General features: G+C 40.1%; 17 protein-coding genes and 1 pseudogene. 11 read left to right on the forward strand and 7 right to left on the reverse strand.

Annotated elements, in window-relative coordinates; translation table 11 throughout:
- The first annotated feature begins 13 nt into the window (after positions 1-13).
- Together K1I53_RS00960 and K1I53_RS00965 are read left to right on the forward strand one after the other, a co-directional pair.
- Positions 14-577: a TIGR01440 family protein gene (locus K1I53_RS00960; RefSeq protein ID WP_223327601.1), complete on the forward strand. Its 564-nt coding sequence runs from the start codon at positions 14-16 to the stop codon at positions 575-577.
- 55 nt (positions 578-632) lie between these two features.
- Complete coding sequence (locus K1I53_RS00965; protein WP_317628091.1) at positions 633-1,160, forward strand: AAA family ATPase; 528 nt, start codon at positions 633-635, stop codon at positions 1,158-1,160.
- 367 nt (positions 1,161-1,527) lie between these two features.
- On the opposite strand, the pseudogene K1I53_RS00970 reads toward K1I53_RS00965, so the two are convergent.
- Positions 1,528-1,761 (reverse strand): annotated as a pseudogene (locus K1I53_RS00970) (IS5/IS1182 family transposase); the annotation flags it as partial.
- 220 nt (positions 1,762-1,981) lie between these two features.
- Here K1I53_RS00970 and ccdA2 point away from each other — a divergent pair.
- The gene (gene ccdA2, locus K1I53_RS00975) at positions 1,982-2,689 is read left to right on the forward strand and encodes a thiol-disulfide oxidoreductase-associated membrane protein CcdA2 (protein ID WP_223327603.1); all 708 of its coding nucleotides are present in this window, start codon (positions 1,982-1,984) and stop codon (positions 2,687-2,689) included.
- 12 nt (positions 2,690-2,701) lie between these two features.
- A complete protein-coding gene (gene sdbB / locus K1I53_RS00980) occupies positions 2,702-3,247 on the forward strand; it encodes a thiol-disulfide oxidoreductase-associated lipoprotein SdbB (protein WP_223327604.1) in 546 nt (181 codons plus the stop codon).
- Between the two features lie 25 nt (positions 3,248-3,272).
- On the opposite strand, the gene pbp3 is transcribed toward sdbB, so the two are convergent.
- Positions 3,273-4,517, reverse strand: coding sequence for a D-alanyl-D-alanine carboxypeptidase PBP3 (pbp3, locus tag K1I53_RS00985; RefSeq protein WP_223327605.1), 1,245 nt, complete (start codon positions 4,515-4,517; stop codon positions 3,273-3,275).
- A gap of 104 nt (positions 4,518-4,621) precedes the next feature.
- Between pbp3 and K1I53_RS00990 the strand changes: the two genes are divergently transcribed.
- The 5 genes from K1I53_RS00990 (at position 4,622) to ffh (ending at position 9,450) form a co-directional block, all read left to right on the forward strand.
- Positions 4,622-5,737, forward strand: a complete 1,116-nt coding sequence (locus tag K1I53_RS00990; protein ID WP_223327606.1) for an AI-2E family transporter — start codon at positions 4,622-4,624, stop codon at positions 5,735-5,737.
- A 233-nt stretch (positions 5,738-5,970) separates the two neighbouring features.
- On the forward strand, positions 5,971-7,167 hold the full coding sequence (tuf, locus tag K1I53_RS00995) for an elongation factor Tu (protein WP_001040719.1): 1,197 nt from the start codon (positions 5,971-5,973) through the stop codon (positions 7,165-7,167).
- A gap of 143 nt (positions 7,168-7,310) precedes the next feature.
- On the forward strand, positions 7,311-7,643 hold the full coding sequence (locus K1I53_RS01000) for a putative DNA-binding protein (RefSeq protein WP_000402071.1): 333 nt from the start codon (positions 7,311-7,313) through the stop codon (positions 7,641-7,643).
- A 2-nt stretch (positions 7,644-7,645) separates the two neighbouring features.
- A complete protein-coding gene (locus K1I53_RS01005) occupies positions 7,646-7,861 on the forward strand; it encodes a hypothetical protein (RefSeq protein ID WP_000535217.1) in 216 nt (71 codons plus the stop codon).
- A gap of 17 nt (positions 7,862-7,878) precedes the next feature.
- Positions 7,879-9,450, forward strand: coding sequence for a signal recognition particle protein (ffh, locus tag K1I53_RS01010; protein WP_223327607.1), 1,572 nt, complete (start codon positions 7,879-7,881; stop codon positions 9,448-9,450).
- A gap of 82 nt (positions 9,451-9,532) precedes the next feature.
- Here the strand turns inward: ffh and K1I53_RS01015 are convergent, their stop codons facing one another.
- The 5 genes from K1I53_RS01015 to guaA all read right to left on the reverse strand — a co-directional run bounded on the left by K1I53_RS01015 (position 9,533) and on the right by guaA (position 15,884).
- Entirely contained in the window at positions 9,533-10,531 is a 999-nt protein-coding gene (locus K1I53_RS01015; RefSeq protein WP_223327608.1) for a sensor histidine kinase, read from the reverse strand.
- A complete protein-coding gene (locus K1I53_RS01020) occupies positions 10,521-11,204 on the reverse strand; it encodes a response regulator transcription factor (protein ID WP_223327609.1) in 684 nt (227 codons plus the stop codon). Before K1I53_RS01020 ends, K1I53_RS01015 begins: the two co-directional genes overlap by 11 nt.
- Before the next feature lie 32 nt (positions 11,205-11,236).
- Positions 11,237-13,291: an FtsX-like permease family protein gene (locus tag K1I53_RS01025; protein WP_223327610.1), complete on the reverse strand. Its 2,055-nt coding sequence runs from the start codon at positions 13,289-13,291 to the stop codon at positions 11,237-11,239.
- Entirely contained in the window at positions 13,281-14,054 is a 774-nt protein-coding gene (locus K1I53_RS01030) for an ABC transporter ATP-binding protein (protein ID WP_223327611.1), read from the reverse strand. The genes K1I53_RS01025 and K1I53_RS01030 overlap by 11 nt, the downstream gene beginning before the upstream one ends.
- 267 nt (positions 14,055-14,321) lie before the next feature.
- The gene (gene guaA, locus K1I53_RS01035; protein WP_223327612.1) at positions 14,322-15,884 is read right to left on the reverse strand and encodes a glutamine-hydrolyzing GMP synthase; all 1,563 of its coding nucleotides are present in this window, start codon (positions 15,882-15,884) and stop codon (positions 14,322-14,324) included.
- Between the two features lie 140 nt (positions 15,885-16,024).
- Here guaA and K1I53_RS01040 point away from each other — a divergent pair, with 140 nt between their 5' ends.
- A complete protein-coding gene (locus tag K1I53_RS01040; RefSeq protein ID WP_223327613.1) occupies positions 16,025-16,723 on the forward strand; it encodes a GntR family transcriptional regulator in 699 nt (232 codons plus the stop codon).
- A 136-nt stretch (positions 16,724-16,859) separates the two neighbouring features.
- The gene (locus K1I53_RS01045; RefSeq protein WP_223326765.1) at positions 16,860-18,146 is read left to right on the forward strand and encodes a peptidase U32 family protein; all 1,287 of its coding nucleotides are present in this window, start codon (positions 16,860-16,862) and stop codon (positions 18,144-18,146) included.
- The last annotated feature ends 2 nt before the right edge of the window (positions 18,147-18,148 follow it).

Genomic DNA, 18,148 nt, shown 5'->3' on the forward strand with positions numbered 1-18,148 from the left:
AGAGGTATCAAGTATGAAGGAAAAAGACATTCAAAGAGCAACAAGCCAGATTGTAGAAGATGTGTTAGAAAAGGCTAATTTGAAGCAAGGAACTATCTTTGTTTTGGGCCTTTCTTCTAGTGAGGTGATAGGTGGTCAGATTGGTAAGGAATCCAGTCAAGAAATTGGGGAAATCATTGTGAAGACCATCCTAGATATCCTAGAGGAAAAAGGAATTCATCTAGCTGTTCAAGGTTGTGAACATGTCAATCGAGCCCTCGTTGTTGAACGTCAGCTGGCAGAGCAGTTTGGTCTTGAAATCGTCAGTGTCCTTCCTACACTTCATGCAGGAGGTTCAGGTCAGTTGGCAGCCTTCAAGTTTATGCAGGATCCAGTTGAGGTTGAATTTATCAAGGCTAGTGCTGGATTGGATATCGGAGACACTGCGATTGGCATGCATGTCAAGCATGTGCAGGTTCCGATTCGACCGGTACTACGTGAGATTGGGCACGCCCATGTAACGGCTCTAGCTAGTCGTCCCAAACTCATCGGAGGTGCGCGTGCACAGTATCTAGAAGACTTCATAAGAAAGTCATAAGTGGGCTGAAAGTTATCGTAAGTTAGAGATATTTCAAGTATGTAGAGGTATAAGGTTGGAAAATTGTGTTTATATCGTTTCAGGGCCCCCAGGTGTTGGAAAGAGCACTGTCAGCAAAGAGTTGGCCTATTCTTTTGACAAAAGTGCAGTTATAGAGGGGGATATGATTTACTTAATGATAAAAAGTGGTCTCGTAGCTCCTTGGGAAGATGATGGATTTTACATGGATTTATTCTGGGATAATATCATCAGTCTGACCAATAATTTCTTGGATCGTGGCATTACTGTTGTGATAGAGTATGTCATATTTGAAGAGCAACTGAAGAAAATTGCAGCCTTCTTAAAAGAAAAACGAATTAAGCTAAAATATTGTGTCCTAATGGCTCAAGAAGAAACCTTGAAAGATAGGGACTCTTCTCGAAAAGAAATTGAGAGAACAGGTGATTTATCAATCCAAGCAAGAAATGAGTTTCTAGCTAAAAATAGTGAGAAACATCATTTTCTATTCACGGATGATTTAGATGTCAAGGAAACGGTAAACATCATTAAAACTTCAAATCAATTTTTAATTTCTGAACAGTAAAAGACAGGGAGAGTAAGGGTATAGAAACCAAGACTCTCCCTGTTTTTTTGTTGAATTCTTGTGCAAAGTACTCCAAACAAGACCATCTTTTACAAGAAGAAGGAACGCCATCTGACGGAAAATTGCCAAAAGTAGAAAAAACCAATTTAGAGAAGAATTTTCGTTATGGAAATCAGTAAACAAAGCTGGATTTAGCTGTTCTAGGTCTGCCTTTTTGTGCTATACTTAAGATATGCATAGAAAAACAGTGATTGATTTTAGGGCTTTGGGTGAGAGATACACCTTTACCCAGTCCATCAGAGAGTTAAAAACGAGAGATTTATCAGAAGTGGCAGACTTGCTGGCACAAGTGGAAAGCTACCAAGAGCATGGAACGGATACCGTAGAAACATTGGATGAGAGGGATTTTAACCAGCATAACAGGGTCTAAACTAGGACGACCTTTATCCTCAGAATAACTATCTGCGACTAAGTCATAGATGAAGGAAAAATCGACCACTTGCTCAACCTGACGAAGAAAATGGGCTTGCGGAACGAGTTCATCTAGCGTGTAAAAACCAACTTGATTACGGTTATATTCTAGATTTTCTTTGTGAAACATAGGAAATACCTCACAATTTTTCTTACATCTATTATACGACCTTACACAAAGAAAAGCCCTTAGAAATTTGTAGTCTAAGGAATTTGTCTTCAATCTGAAAGGAGCTTAGCTCCTTTTTTTGTGTCAAATTTAGTCAAAATAAATAAGCGTAGCAGACTTCTTACAAATTTTTTCTTTTGTAGTAAAATAAGATTAGAATTTTGTGAAAGTAGGTAATTCGTTGGAGTCGATTATATTTCTAGTATCCGTTTTTTTAGCAGGCATCCTGTCCTTCTTTTCACCCTGTATCTTCCCTTTGCTACCTGTCTATGCTGGTATTTTACTGGATGATCAGGGGAATTCGAAAAGTTTTCGCTTTTTCGGAAGAGAGGTTGCATGGTCGGGCTTAATTCGGACCTTGTGCTTTATTGCTGGAATCTCTCTTATTTTCTTTATTTTGGGATTTGGAGCTGGATTCCTAGGGCACATGCTCTATGCAGACTGGTTTCGTTATGCTATGGGAATAGTCATTATTCTTTTAGGGCTTCACCAGATGGAAATCTTACATTTCAATAAACTGGAAGTTCAAAAGACAGTCACTTTCAAACAATCAAAGTCAAATCATTATCTGTCAGCCTTTTTGCTTGGGATAACCTTTAGTTTTGGTTGGACCCCTTGTATCGGACCAGTTTTAAGTTCGGTCTTGGCTCTCGCAGCTTCTGGAGGGAATGGTGCTTGGCAAGGAGCTATACTAACCTTAGTGTACACATTGGGAATGGCCCTTCCTTTCCTTGTTTTGGCCTTGGCTTCGGGCTGGATAATGCCCTATTTTAGCAAACTAAAACCCCATATGATTCTACTAAAGAAAATCGGGGGGGCTTTGATTGTTTTGATGGGATTGTTATTAATGCTAGGGCAGTTAAATGCCTTGTCAGGAATTCTTGGATAAAAGGAGAAAAAGATGAAAAAAGTTATTTTTGCAGGGTTGAGCCTCATGTCTTTATTTTTATTGATTGCCTGTGGTGAAAAAGAAACCAAACAAACGGAAAGTCCCAAACAGCCTGCTGTACAGCAAATCGCAGTCGGTAAGGATGCGCCAGACTTCACCTTGCAGTCTATGGATGGCAAAGAAGTCAAGTTATCAGACTATAAAGGGAAAAAGGTCTATTTGAAATTCTGGGCTTCTTGGTGTGGTCCTTGTCGAAAGAGTATGCCAGAGTTGATGGAATTAGCTGCCAAACAAGATCGAGACTTTGAAATCTTGAGTGTCATTGCACCAGGTCTACAAGGTGAAAAAACAGTTGAAGAGTTTCCGAAATGGTACCAAGAACAAGGCTACAAGGATATCCCAGTTCTATATGATACCCAAGCAACTACCTTCCAAGCCTACCAAATTCGTAGTATTCCAACGGAATACTTGATTGACAGTCAAGGTAAAATCGGAAAAATCCAATTTGGAGCTATTAGCAATACAGATGCGGAAGCAGCATTTAAAGAAATGAAATAAAAAAATCGCGAAGAATCGCGATTTTTTATAGTTTTTCATTGATAAAGCGGATAAATTGATTCCACCAAACTTTTAAGAAGAAGGCTTTTTCAACTTTCTTTTCAGAAACCATTTCAAAAGATGGTTTGTCGGAAGTGAGATAACCTTGACCGACCAAATCTTGGTCATCATAGGTTAGATGACCAACAACAGTTTCAGCTTCTAGTGGTGCTGTCTCGGCCTTGGTTTTTGGAGTGAACTGCAGGCTTGATGATGCTCGACTTCCCAATCGTTGTATGACAGTGATATCAGATTTAGCAACAGCAGTTACGGTATCTTCCTTCCCATCAAGTACAGAAACTTTGCTATCTTTGTAGGCCTCTCCCTTCTGGACAATTGTTTTGAGAGCATAATTAGATGTTATATAGTCCAAAAGAGAAGAAGTAGCAGTAAAGCGAGCGTAAGGATTGCTGTTTTGCTGGTCAGCGTTTAAAACAACTGTGATGATTCGCATACCTTTTTCGGTAGTTGTTCCAACGAAAGAAGCACCTGCCTTGTCTGTTGTACCAGTTTTGAGTCCATCAACTCCACCTCGATATGCTGGCATCCCTTCCAACATATAGTTAGTAGAGTGAATTTCCATACCAGCAAATGTTGATGAAGATTTCTTGGTGATTTCTAAAACTTGAGGGTAATCTCTGATGAGGTTTCGAGCGATGATTGCAACATCGTAAGCACTTAGCTTGTTCTCCTCATCCTTTTTAGAACCAGGATAGATATTATTTCCAAGTGTTTCGTTATTAAGTCCAGTAGTATTGACAATAGTAGCATCTTTGATACCCCATTCAAGAAGTTTCGCTCTCATCTTGTCAACGAAGTCTTTCTCTGAACCAGCAATTTTTTCAGCAAGAGCAATTGCTGCACTATTGGCACTTGATACTAGAGTTGCTTCCAATAATTGTTCCACTGTATACTTGCGCGCTTCCATAGGAACATTACTAGCCTCAGAATTGGTTGTAAGTTGGTATGGGTAGTCAGAGATATCAACTGGGGTAGATAGGCTAATGGTCCCTTGTTCCAATGCTTCATAGACTAGGTAGACAGTGAGAATCTTGGTGATGGAGGCAATTTCAACAGCTTGAGTAGCATCTTTTTCGTAGAGAATTTTCCCAGTGTTTGCTTCAACAGCGATGGCATGCTTGGCAGCAACATCAAAATCTTGCGCAGATACAGTAGGAGTGGCTGTACCAAAAATGATAAGAGTTAGTAAGGATAAAATTATTTTCTTCATAGTAGTTTTATTCTATCACAAAGCGAAAAAATATTCTCGTTTTTATAGTAAAGCCATCTTATCTTTTTGAAGAATTATGGTAAAATAGAAAGAAGGAGGCGCCTATGTTCCGTAGAAACAAGTTATTTTTTTGGACAGCTGAAATTTTACTATTAACTCTTATTTTCTACCTTTGGAGAGAGATGGGAGCGATTGTTACACCTTTTGTGATGGTCGCTAATACCATTATGATTCCATTTTTGCTCGGAGGATTTTTCTATTACCTGACAAATCCTATCGTAACATTTTTAGAAAAGAAATGTAAAGTCAATCGTTTGATAGGTGTGCTCGTCACTCTTTGTGTCTTGATTGGTACAATAGTAGTAGGGGTAGTCTACTTGCTACCGATTTTGATCAATCAGTTGACAAGCTTGATTATTTCTAGCCAGAATATCTATAGCCGCTTGCAAGATTTGATATATGATTTATCAATGAATCCAATCTTTCAAAATATTGATATTCAAAAAACCATTCAACAGTTGAATTTATCTTACGTTGATATTTTACAAAATATTCTCAACAGTGTGAGCAATAGTTTAGGCAGCGTTCTTTCAGCCTTGTTTAGTACTGTTTTGATTCTCATTATGACACCAGTCTTTTTGATTTATTTCTTGCTTGATGGTCATAAGTTCCTTCCAATGTTGGAACGAACAGTCCTAAAACATGATAAATTAAACTTCTCCAGTCTCTTGAAGAATTTGAACGCCACTGTCGCACGTTATATCAGTGGAATTGCGATTGATGCTGTTATTATCGGATGTTTGGCCTATATTGGATACAGTACGATAGGGTTGAAATATGCTCTAGTCTTTGCTATTTTTTCTGGTTTGGCAAATCTGATTCCTTATGTTGGACCAAGTATCGGTCTGATTCCTATGATTATTGCCAATGTCTTTACTGATCCGCACAGAGTTTTCATTGCAGTAATTTATATGCTGATTATCCAACAGGTGGATGGGAATATCCTCTACCCTCGTATCGTTGGAGGGGTTATGAAGGTTCATCCAATCACCATTCTGGTTCTTCTCTTACTTTCTAGCAATATTTATGGTGTTATCGGAATGATTGTAGCAGTGCCAACATATTCTATCCTAAAAGAAATTACGAAGTTCTTGGCGAAATTATATGAAAATCATAAAGAAGCCAAAGAAAAAGAACTGGAAAAATCAGAATCAATCTAAAAATCAGGGAGACCTGATTTTTTTTGATAAAAAGACTTGAGGTTAGACTGGTCAAAAGTGTTTTAAATGATTCTGTTGGAAAAGAATGGGAAATTATGAGATTTAGAATAATTCACAAAATGTGTGTAAAACACTTGCAATTTAGCTGAAATTTGATAAAATAGTAAGGAAAGTTAGACTGTATTGCCTACTGTCTATCTATAAAATATATTTTATTGGAGGCTTTTACTCAAATGGCAAAAGAAAAATACGATCGTAGTAAACCACACGTTAACATTGGTACTATCGGACACGTTGACCACGGTAAAACTACCCTAACTGCAGCTATCACAACTGTTTTGGCACGTCGCTTGCCTTCAGCAGTTAACCAACCTAAAGACTATGCGTCTATCGATGCTGCTCCAGAAGAACGCGAACGCGGTATCACTATCAACACTGCGCACGTTGAGTACGAAACTGAAAAACGTCACTATGCCCACATCGACGCTCCAGGACACGCGGACTACGTTAAAAACATGATCACTGGTGCCGCTCAAATGGACGGAGCTATCCTTGTAGTAGCTTCAACTGACGGACCAATGCCACAAACTCGTGAGCACATCCTTCTTTCACGTCAGGTTGGTGTTAAACACCTTATCGTCTTCATGAACAAAATTGACTTGGTAGACGACGAAGAATTGCTTGAATTGGTTGAAATGGAAATCCGTGACCTCTTGTCAGAATACGACTTCCCAGGTGACGATCTTCCAGTTATCCAAGGTTCAGCTCTTAAAGCTCTTGAAGGTGACTCTAAATACGAAGACATCATCATGGAATTGATGAACACTGTTGATGAGTACATCCCAGAACCAGAACGTGACACAGACAAACCATTGCTTCTTCCAGTCGAAGACGTATTCTCAATCACTGGACGTGGTACAGTTGCTTCAGGACGTATCGACCGTGGTACTGTTCGTGTTAACGACGAAATCGAAATCGTTGGTATCAAAGAAGAAACTCAAAAGGCAGTTGTTACTGGTGTTGAAATGTTCCGTAAACAACTTGACGAAGGTCTTGCTGGAGATAACGTAGGTGTCCTTCTTCGTGGTGTTCAACGTGACGAAATCGAACGTGGACAAGTTATCGCTAAACCAGGTTCAATCAACCCACACACTAAATTCAAAGGTGAAGTTTACATCCTTACTAAAGAAGAAGGTGGACGTCACACTCCATTCTTCAACAACTACCGTCCACAATTCTACTTCCGTACTACTGACGTTACAGGTTCAATCGAACTTCCAGCAGGTACTGAAATGGTAATGCCTGGTGATAACGTGACTATCGACGTTGAGTTGATCCACCCAATCGCCGTAGAACAAGGTACTACATTCTCTATCCGTGAGGGTGGACGTACTGTTGGTTCAGGTATGGTTACAGAAATCGAAGCTTAATTCGATTTAGTTCCCAGAAGAACAATTATTTAAGTCAGACACTAAAAGAATCTTGCTTTGCAAGGTTCTTTTTTTGTGATGGAATTATTTTAGAAGGCTTTCTAGTATAGCGATATGATAGATTTTTTGGTATAATAAAAGTTATGGAAATTGAAAAAACCAATCGTATGAACGCTCTTTTTGAATTTTATGCGGCGCTTTTGACAGACAAGCAGATGAACTATATTGAACTCTATTATGCTGATGATTACAGTCTTGCTGAGATAGCTGAAGAGTTCGGTGTCAGTCGTCAGGCTGTTTATGATAATATCAAGCGGACAGAAAAGATTCTAGAAGATTATGAGATGAAATTGCACATGTACTCTGACTACATTGTTCGCAGTCAGATTTTTGACCAGATCTTGGAGCGCTATCCTAAGGATAACTTTCTACAGGAACAGATAGAAATTTTAACAAGTATTGACAATCGGGAGTAATCATGGGCAGTCTAGTTATTTATCAAGGATTACCTTGCAAACTATTAGCCGCAGAGGAACCATTTCCTACTCGACTACAGATTATCTCGCCCAATGATATCTCCAAAGCTATGAAAATAGGTTTTAGCTGTTGGGGATATCCAAATGAAATCATGAAAGAAATCACACCCGAAGAACTTGAGTGTTTGCAACATTTCGGACGATTTCCACTGAATTGAGTAAATAGGAGAAAAAAATGGCATTTGAAAGTTTAACAGAACGTTTACAGAACGTCTTTAAAAATCTACGTAAAAAAGGAAAAATCTCTGAGGCGGATGTCCAAGAAGCGACTAAAGAGATTCGTCTGGCCTTGCTTGAAGCCGACGTTGCCTTGCCTGTTGTAAAGGACTTTATCAAGAAAGTTCGTGAACGTGCAGTAGGACACGAGGTCATTGATACCCTCAATCCTGCGCAACAGATTATTAAAATCGTTGATGAGGAACTGACAGCTGTTTTAGGTTCTGATACGGCAGAAATTATCAAGTCACCTAAGATTCCTACGATTATCATGATGGTCGGTTTGCAGGGGGCTGGTAAAACGACTTTTGCTGGTAAGCTAGCCAACAAACTCAAGAAGGAAGAAAATGCCCGTCCATTGATGATTGCGGCGGATATCTATCGTCCAGCAGCCATTGATCAGTTGAAAACACTTGGACAGCAGATAGATGTGCCAGTTTTCGCTCTTGGAACTGAAGTTCCAGCGGTTGAGATTGTTCGTCAAGGTTTGGAGCAAGCGCAAGCCAATCACAACGACTATGTCTTGATTGATACGGCGGGGCGCTTGCAGATCGATGAGCTCTTGATGAATGAGCTTCGTGACGTAAAAGCCTTGGCTCAACCAAACGAAATTCTGCTCGTCATTGATGCCATGATTGGTCAAGAAGCGGCCAATGTTGCCCGTGAGTTTAATGCTCAGTTGGAAGTGACTGGGGTCATCCTTACCAAGATTGATGGGGATACTCGTGGTGGTGCGGCTCTATCTGTTCGTCACATCACTGGAAAACCTATCAAGTTCACTGGTACGGGTGAAAAGATTACAGATATCGAAACCTTCCACCCAGACCGTATGTCAAGTCGTATCCTTGGTATGGGGGATATGCTGACCTTGATTGAGAAAGCTTCTCAGGAATACGATGAGCAAAAAGCCCTTGAAATGGCTGAGAAGATGCGTGAAAACACCTTTGATTTCAATGATTTCATCGATCAGTTGGATCAGGTGCAAAACATGGGGCCAATGGAAGATTTGCTCAAGATGATTCCAGGTATGGCTAACAATCCTGCCCTTCAAAACATGAAGGTGGATGAGCGCCAGATTGCGCGCAAACGTGCTATTGTGTCGTCAATGACACCTGAAGAACGTGAAAATCCTGATTTGTTAAATCCAAGCCGTCGTCGTCGTATCGCTGCTGGATCTGGAAATACTTTTATCGAAGTGAATAAATTCATCAAAGACTTTAACCAGGCCAAACAGCTCATGCAAGGTGTCATGTCTGGAGATATGAACAAGATGATGAAACAAATGGGAATCAATCCAAATAACCTCCCTAAGAATATGCCAAATATGGGCGGAATGGATATGTCTGCCCTTGAAGGCATGATGGGGCAAGGTGGTATGCCTGACTTGTCAGCTCTTGGAGGAGCAGGAATGCCAGATATGAGCCAGATGTTTGGTGGTGGACTCAAGGGTAAAATTGGTGAATTTGCCATGAAACAGTCTATGAAACGCATGGCTAACAAAATGAAAAAAGCTAAGAAGAAACGCAAATAAAAAGGGAAGCAGAAGTGCTTTCCTTTTTTATATAAAATATGTGCTTTCTATGATTAGGCAATTTTCTTAATCGAAAAATTGATTAAATAGAAAGAGAGATTTCAAATCCTTGCAGCCATTCGGATTTTACTGTAATTTCGATTTTTAAAGCATCTGCTAATTGTTTGACCAGATAGAGACCCATGCCTGTCGATTTTTTCCTTGTCTCACCTGAATCACCTGTAAATCCTTTTTCAAAGATATGAGGGAGGTCGCAAGCTTTAACTCCACACCCATTATCCCTAATAATCAATGCTGTGTGCCCCTTATCCTTTGACATAGAAATACTGAGTTCGGGCTTGTCAGAGCTGTATTTAAGGGCGTTGGCGAGGATTTGAAAGAGGATAAATTCAAAACTGCGTTGATCAGTGTAGCAAGTTCCTTGTATATTTTCTAGCTGAATCGTAAAATTCTTTTCTTTGAGTAAGGGATCAAAGTTTTCCAAGAGATCTTGGATACATTCTTCTAGATCAAGGTCTTCAAATAGAAAATCATTTTTCTCACTTTTCACCCTGTAGTAGAATAGGATTTGTGATACATTTCCTTGGATTTGATTTTTCACATAGTCCAACTTAAAAGCTGTATCCTTAGGCAACTGGTCACTTTGGTTGTCCAAAAGGAGGGAAAGAAGCGATAGAGGGAGTTTAATCTCATGCGCCCATTTTTCAACATAGTCCTCGTACTCGGCTAGTAATGAGTTGAGTTTTCCTATTTCAGCCTGCTTTTGATAAAGTGTATCTGCCATTTTTTCAATGCTTTCTTTCTCTGAGGCACTTGATAAATGCAATAATTCAAGCTCAGTATCGATCTTAGGATTGGCTATGAAGGCTTTATAGGCAGCGGATTTTTTTCTTTCTTTTCTTATCAGTAGGAATGATAGGATGAAAAAGAGCAGGACGGTGGCTAAAATATAGAGAAGGATGAGGGCTTGAAACATTCTCACATCTGAAAGCCAAAGCAGGACAGCTGTAAATAGATCAAATACTAAAAGAACAAGTAACCAAGGCAGATAAGTAGCTAGATATTTTAGATTATATTTCATCTGGACTTACCTCTTCTAGCTTGTAACCAATACCTCTGACGGACTTGACTTGAAGGGCAATGCCAGCCTGCTTCATCACCTTTTTCAGCCTTGCAATGTTTACTTGAAGGGCATTTTCATCAATGAACTCAGTTGTATTCCACAGTTTCATGCTTAGCTCTTCTTTTGTGACGACAGAATCAGTTGCCACTAATAAGGTTTCTAACAATTTCCCTTGATTTTGAGGGAGTAAAATCGAATGTCCGTTGATATAAAGGGTATAGGTATTTCTATCCAGCAGGAAATTATCTTTTTCAAGCAAATTTTGTCTACCTTCATAGCGTTTCAAGATGTTTTCTATACGAGCCAAGAATCTTTCTTTTTTGAAAGGCTTTGTTAAATACTCGTCTGCCCCTAATTTCAGGGCGTAAATCTCATCTTTTAGTTGTTCACGGGAGGTGAGAACCAATATGGGCACAGAGCGTTTTGACTTGAGATTTTTACAAATTTGAAAACCTGTTTCTCCCGGTAAATTCAAATCCAGTATGATTAGATCCGTATCGTATTGCAGCACTTGCTGGCTTGTATCTTTGAAGTCTGTCAACTTATCAACTTGATAACCCGCTTTCTCTAACAAGATGACAATTTCATCTCGAATCAAGGCTTCATCCTCAATAACCAGAATATGCTTCATATCGGCTCCTCCTTTTCCTAATTTATTCTACCTTATTCATCTCTTTTGGGATCCATTAAGGACAACAAGTACTTGTTGCTATTTTTCTTTACAATTCTGATATAGATGACTTCAAATCCAGCTAAGAGAAGTACTATCAGCATGGCTGTGATAAATTTCTGCCCCATGTCCATTCTTGCACTAGCGGGTACTATTCCTGTGAGGAGGGAGCCCACTCCGAAGCTACTACTGATAAGTGCAAGGGCTATTGGCAGACCGAAATACCAATTGATTTGCTTTTCTGAAGATTTACAAAGAGTTTCGTAGTTGGCTCCGAGATGGATCAAGGTCTGGTATCGTCTGTAGGATTGTCTTTGTCCCATCAAAAACTGAACGCCAATGATTGTATTTGCCACAACAAGGAAGATGATAGCCAGATAGATAGTGATATAGCTGGCAGAGATAATGTAAAATAATTGTCTTCCCATATTTTGTATATAGCTTTCATAGCCAAGAGAGGTTTGATTTAGCTTTTCATTCGTATCTGAGATAGCTCTCATCAAGCCTTTTTCCTTGACCAGCTCAGGAGCCAAGATACCGCTGACATAGTTCGAATAGTGACCGTCTGTATAGCTCATAAAGGTCTCATCTGGGACTATGAGGGCAACAGAGAGGGTGATCTCACGATCCGTTACGATTGGTAAAGACTGTACCTCTCCAATCAATTTTACATCATTTCCCATGACTTTGATTTGAGGCTTTATCTTAAGAACAGAGTTGACGAGACTTTCATCCGGGAAAAAATCTTTCCCCATATACAAGTAGGCTTCCTTGCTAGTTAATTCTAGAGGAGGGAGATTGGCAGCCTTTCTAAGTTCATTGTATTCGGAAACTGGTATGAGGTGAGAAGTAGTAGACTGTTTAAATTTATGGAGCAAAATTTCCTTGTTCTTGCTGTCTTTTTGCTTTTTCAACTCCTTGATGACCTCTTCGAAGGACACGGACTCGTGTTCTTTCGGTATGCCCACTTTGATTTGCAGAATCTTTGAAAACTGTGATGCTAGTCCAGCAGCTTCAAGCTCTTTTTTTACTGTATTTACATCAAGATTTTCATCTGTTTCCTGCTTGTTGTCTCTAAATGTATAATCCAAAACGTGGGTTTGGTTGCCTGAATTGCCGCTTGCAATGGCCACACCTGCTCCAAAGAGGCACAAGGCAGAGAAGATTAAGAGGGAGCATATAGCCAGTATAGTTGAGCGCTGGATAACTAATTCCTGAATCTGTCTAAAATTATAGGCATGAAGTTTTCGATTGTTTCCAAGCTTGACCAAAAAGTCTATAAATAAACGCATACCAAAGAAGAGGAGGATAGTTCCTAGAGTCCCCAAGAAAACAGTGATGCCCATGGTTATGACACTCTTCCAAGCTCGTCCACTCATACCCATGTAATAGGCTGTTCCAAGAAGTAAAATCCCTAGGACGGAAGCAAGAAGGTACACACCCTTGGGGAGTAGTTTCTTCATTCCAGAGGGTGAATAGGCAAGCAGGTTTCCGATTTCCTTATTGGCCGTCTTTGCACTTAAAAGAACAAAGACGGCTAATTTTACGGCTAGGAAACCGATGATTGTATAGAATAGAGCTGTAGTAGATAGAGAAAATTGATGTTCAATAATCCCTAGCCCAACAATTTTAGCGGTTATTAGGCTAATCAGTTCTGAAATCAAGATAGAAATAGGAAGACCTATTCCAAGAGCAAGGACACTGTTTCTCAAATCCTCAAGGAGGAGTAGCAAGAACAGTTTACTTCTTCGCATGCCTAGTGTGAGATAGACGCCAAATTCATGTTTTCTCCTTTCCATCTGCATACTGCTTGCGAAGTAGACTAGAAAAAAGAGAATAAAGAGTGTTGCTACGTAAAGAATAGGAATCATGCTAAAGAGTTTATTTACAGCGTCACTTTCTATTTGTTTTAGAAAGATCATCACATCTTGATGAGACAAAGAAAGGATGATGTAAAAGGAGATAATAGAAAGAACCATAGAACTGAAGTACAAGCCATTATTCTTTCGATCCCTCTTGCTGTTTCTTGAAACTAATTTAGAAAACATTGCCATCACCTCCAGCCAGTGCAGCCATGACCTTTAGTATTCTGTGGTAAAAGTCTTCTTGACTCTCTCTTGGATAATCGCGTCGGATTTCATGGAATAGTTTTCCGTCTTGGATAAACAAGATGCGGTTGCAAAAGCTGGCAGCGACAGAATCGTGGGTCACCATGAGAATGGTGGTTTCTTCCACTTGATTCATTTCGGATAATTTTTGCATCAAAATAGTTGCATTTTTTGAATCTAAAGCACCTGTGGGCTCATCCGCAAATACAATCTTAGGGTCTAAAATCAAGGCACGCGCAGCAGCTACCCTTTGCCGTTGACCACCTGATAATTGAGATGGGAACTTATCCAGAAGTTCAGAAATATCCAGATATTGGGAAAGCAATTCTAACCGAACCTTACTTTCGTTGGCATCGACCTTGTGCAAAGACAAGGGGAGTAAAATATTTTCTTTGGCTGTCAGATTGTCCAAAAGCTCAAAATTTTGAAAGAGGTAACCGATTTTCTTACCACGATAATCAGCTAACTGACTACCTTTTAATTGACCTAAATCCTTTTCTTGCATTTGAATGGATCCGTCAGTTGGCTTGATGATAGTGGCGAGACAGTTAAGAAGGGTTGTTTTCCCAGATCCACTACTCCCCATAATCCCTAAGAACTCGCCTTTGACAACTTGAAAAGATATGCCGTTCAAGGCCTTGGTGATATTCGGCTCTTTTCCATAATGCTTTGTTAATGATTCTACTCGTAAAATTGTTTCCATGTGAAACACCTCCATCTTTTGTTACTTTTATTATAGTATGAATCAGAGTAGAATAACACTTACGGATGATGTAAGAAATCTTTATCACTGACTTTTATAGTCAGGTTATTGGACTTATACTTACTATATTATAGCATGGTTTCAGGGATTTAAAAAGAGGAGTTGAAGCTCAGGGACTCTCTATATTACAAAAATTTCTGATTTTGAAAACGTGAAAGAAAAAGCCTTAGAAATATTGATTTCTAGGACTTTTTTAACTTATTAACTCTATTCCCATTCAACTGTTGCTGGTGGTTTACTTGTAATATCGTAGACGATACGGTTAACATGGTCTACTTCATTTACGATACGTACAGAGATTTTTTGAAGGACTTCCCAAGGGATCTTGGCAAAATCAGCTGTCATACCATCGATAGAAGTAATGGCACGAATGGCGATTGTGTAGTCGTAAGTACGACCGTCACCCATAACACCGACTGAACGAACGCCTGTGTTGACAGTGAAGTATTGCCAGATGTCACGATCAAGACCTGCTTTGGCGATTTCTTCACGAAGGATAGCATCAGACTCACGAACAGTTTCAAGTTTTTCCTCAGTGATTTCACCCATGACACGGATAGCAAGTCCTGGTCCAGGGAATGGTTGGCGCCATACGATGTGGTCTGGCATACCAAGCTCTGTACCAAGGGCACGAACTTCGTCCTTGTAAAGAGTGTTGAGTGGTTCGATGAGTTCAAACTGCATGTCTTCTGGAAGACCACCTACGTTGTGGTGTGACTTGATAGTTTGAGCAGTATCTGTACCAGACTCAATCACGTCAGTGTAAAGCGTTCCTTGAGCAAGGAATTTTACATCTTTTAGCTTGCTTGCTTCGTCATCAAAGACATAAACAAACTCATTACCGATGATTTTACGTTTTTGTTCAGGGTCAGAAACGCCAGCAAGTTTGTCAAGGAAGCGTTTTGCAGCGTCTGCTTTGACGATATTTAAACCAAACTTACCACCAAGCATGTCCATAACTTGCTCAGCCTCTCCTTTACGGAGAAGACCGTGGTCTACAAAGATACAGATCAATTGATCGCCGATTGCTTTTTGGAGAAGAACTCCAACGACAGAAGAGTCAACACCACCTGATAGACCGAGAAGAACACGCTTGTCACCTACAGTTTCACGGATTTTCTTGATCTGCATATCGATGAAGTTATCCATTGACCAATCACCCTTAGCTTTACAGATGTTAAGGGCAAAGTTGCGAAGGATATCATTTCCGTATACAGAATGGCGAACCTCTGGGTGGAATTGGATACCATAGATGTGCTTGTCAGGGTTTTCAATAGCTGCATAAGGACAGTCAGCAGAAGTTCCAGTACGAACAAAATCAGCTGGAATCTCTGTAACAGCATCGCCATGGCTCATCAAAACAATCTGTTCTTCAGGAGTTCCTTCAAAGAGGGCAGAAGTGGTATGAGTAAGTGGTGATTGACCATACTCACGGTTACCAGCATCACCTGCAGGGACAACTTTTCCTCCAAGCTTATGAGTTAAAAGTTGCATACCATAGCAGATTCCTAAAATTGGAACGCCGAGTTCAAAAATTTCTGGGTCAATATCAAATGAACCATCTTCGTATACAGAGTTTGGTCCACCAGAGAGGATGATCCCTACAGGGTTAATCGCACGAACCTCTGCGGCTGAGATTTTGTGACTTTTTAGCTCTGAAAAAACACCAATTTCACGAATACGGCGTGAAATCAGCTGGTTGTATTGGCTACCATAGTCCAGCACGATGATTTTTTCGACATCTTGCAAATCAGTTGAAATGTTGCTCATCTTTTTCCTTTCTCAAAAGAAATATCTTTTTCAATATTTTATCACAAATAGGGGTGAATTACCAACTAAACAAGGCAAAGTTTGACTTTTTCTTAGCAAATACGGTACAATAGAGAAAATATAGAAAAGAAGTGAAAATCATGTTACCAGCTTATATGAAAATCCACGATCAGATCAAGAAGGATATAGATGAGCATCATTGGAAAATCGGAGAGAGACTTCCAAGTGAGCGAGATTTGGCAGAGCTGTTTCAGGTTAGCCGGATGACCTTGCGACAAGCCATCTCTCTTTTGGTTGAAGAAGGAGTCTTGGAGCGCAGAGTAGGAAGCGGAACCTTTGTCTCTAGTACTCGGGTCCAAGAAAAAATGCGGGGGACGACCAGTTTTACGGAGATTGTCAAATCTCAGGGGAAAGTTCCTTCCAGTCAACTCATTTCTTATAGAAGAACCATTCCCAACGAGCAGGAAGTGGCAAAGCTAGGCATTTCACCAACTGAAAATATCATCCGTATGGAACGGGTACGTTATGCTGATCAAGTTCCGTTAGTCTATGAAGTAGCATCTATACCTGAGAAATTTATTAAGGACTTCAAAAAAGAAGAGGTAACTAGTCACTTCTTTCAAACCTTGCAGGAACATGGCTACCGGATTGGCAAATCCCAACAGACCATTTATGCGAGATTGGCTAAGGAAAAAATTGCTCACTATCTAGAAGTCGAAAAGGGACATGCCATTTTAGCCTTGACTCAGGTCTCTTATCTTGAAGATGGGACGGCTTTCGAGTATGTAAAGAGTCAATACGTTGGCGAGCGCTTTGAATTTTATCTTGAAAATAACTAGTCTAGAAAGGCTAGTTTTTTGTTTTAGAAAAGATTAGAATTGTCAAAACAATCTGTCTAGGCTTGATTTTATCGCTTATTTACTATAAAATGAGAAGGAAAAACGTCAAACTTTTATATTGCAAATAGGAGAAAAAATGACAAAAACATTAAAACGTCCTGAGGTTTTATCACCTGCAGGAACTTTAGAGAAGCTGAAAGTAGCTGTTCAATATGGTGCAGACGCAGTCTTCATCGGTGGACAGGCCTATGGTCTTCGTAGCCGTGCAGGAAACTTCACCTTTGAACAGATGGAAGAAGGCGTGCAGTTTGCTGCTAAGTACGGTGCCAAGGTCTATGTGGCTGCTAACATGGTTATGCACGAAGGAAACGAAGCTGGTGCTGGAGAATGGTTCCGTAAGTTGCGTGACATCGGGATTGCGGCAGTTATCGTGTCAGATCCGGCCTTGATTATGATTGCAGCAACCGAAGCACCAGGTCTTGAAATCCACCTTTCAACCCAAGCCAGTGCGACGAACTATGAAACTCTTGAGTTCTGGAAAGAACTTGGTCTAACTCGTGTGGTTTTGGCCCGTGAAGTTTCAATGGAAGAATTGGCAGAGATTCGCAAACGTACTGATGTAGAAATTGAGGCCTTTGTCCATGGAGCCATGTGTATTTCTTACTCAGGTCGCTGTACGCTATCAAACCACATGAGTATGCGTGATGCTAACCGTGGTGGTTGTTCACAGTCTTGTCGTTGGAAATACGACCTTTACGATATGCCCTTTGGCCAAGAACGTAAAAGTCTTAAAGGTGAAATTCCAGAAGAATTTTCAATGTCAGCCGTTGACATGTCTATGATTGATCATATTCCAGATATGATAGAAAACGGTGTAGACAGTCTTAAGATTGAAGGACGTATGAAATCTATTCACTACGTTTCAACGGTGACTAACTGTTACAAGGCGGCTGTGGATGCATACCTTGAAAGTCCTGAGAAGTTTGAAGCTATCAAACAAGACTTGGTAGATGAGATGTGGAAGGTTGCCCAACGTGAATTGGCAACAGGTTTCTACTACGGTACACCAACAGAAAATGAACAGTTGTTTGGTGCACGTCGTAAAATCCCTGAGTACAAGTTTGTCGCTGAAGTCGTTTCTTATGATGATGCGACTCAAACGGCAACTATTCGTCAACGAAACGTTATCAACGAAGGTGACCAAGTTGAGTTCTACGGCCCAGGTTTCCGTCATTTTGAGACTTATATCGAAGATCTTCATGATTCTAAAGGAAATAAAATCGACCGTGCTCCAAATCCAATGGAACTCTTGACCATCAAGGTTCCACAACCTGTTCAAGCTGGGGACATGGTCCGCGCTCTCAAGGAAGGTCTTATCAATCTCTATAAGGAAGACGGGACAAGCGTCACAGTTCGTGCCTAGAC

This window comes from Streptococcus oralis (genome assembly GCF_019929365.1).
Lineage (GTDB): Bacteria > Bacillota > Bacilli > Lactobacillales > Streptococcaceae > Streptococcus > Streptococcus oralis_BT.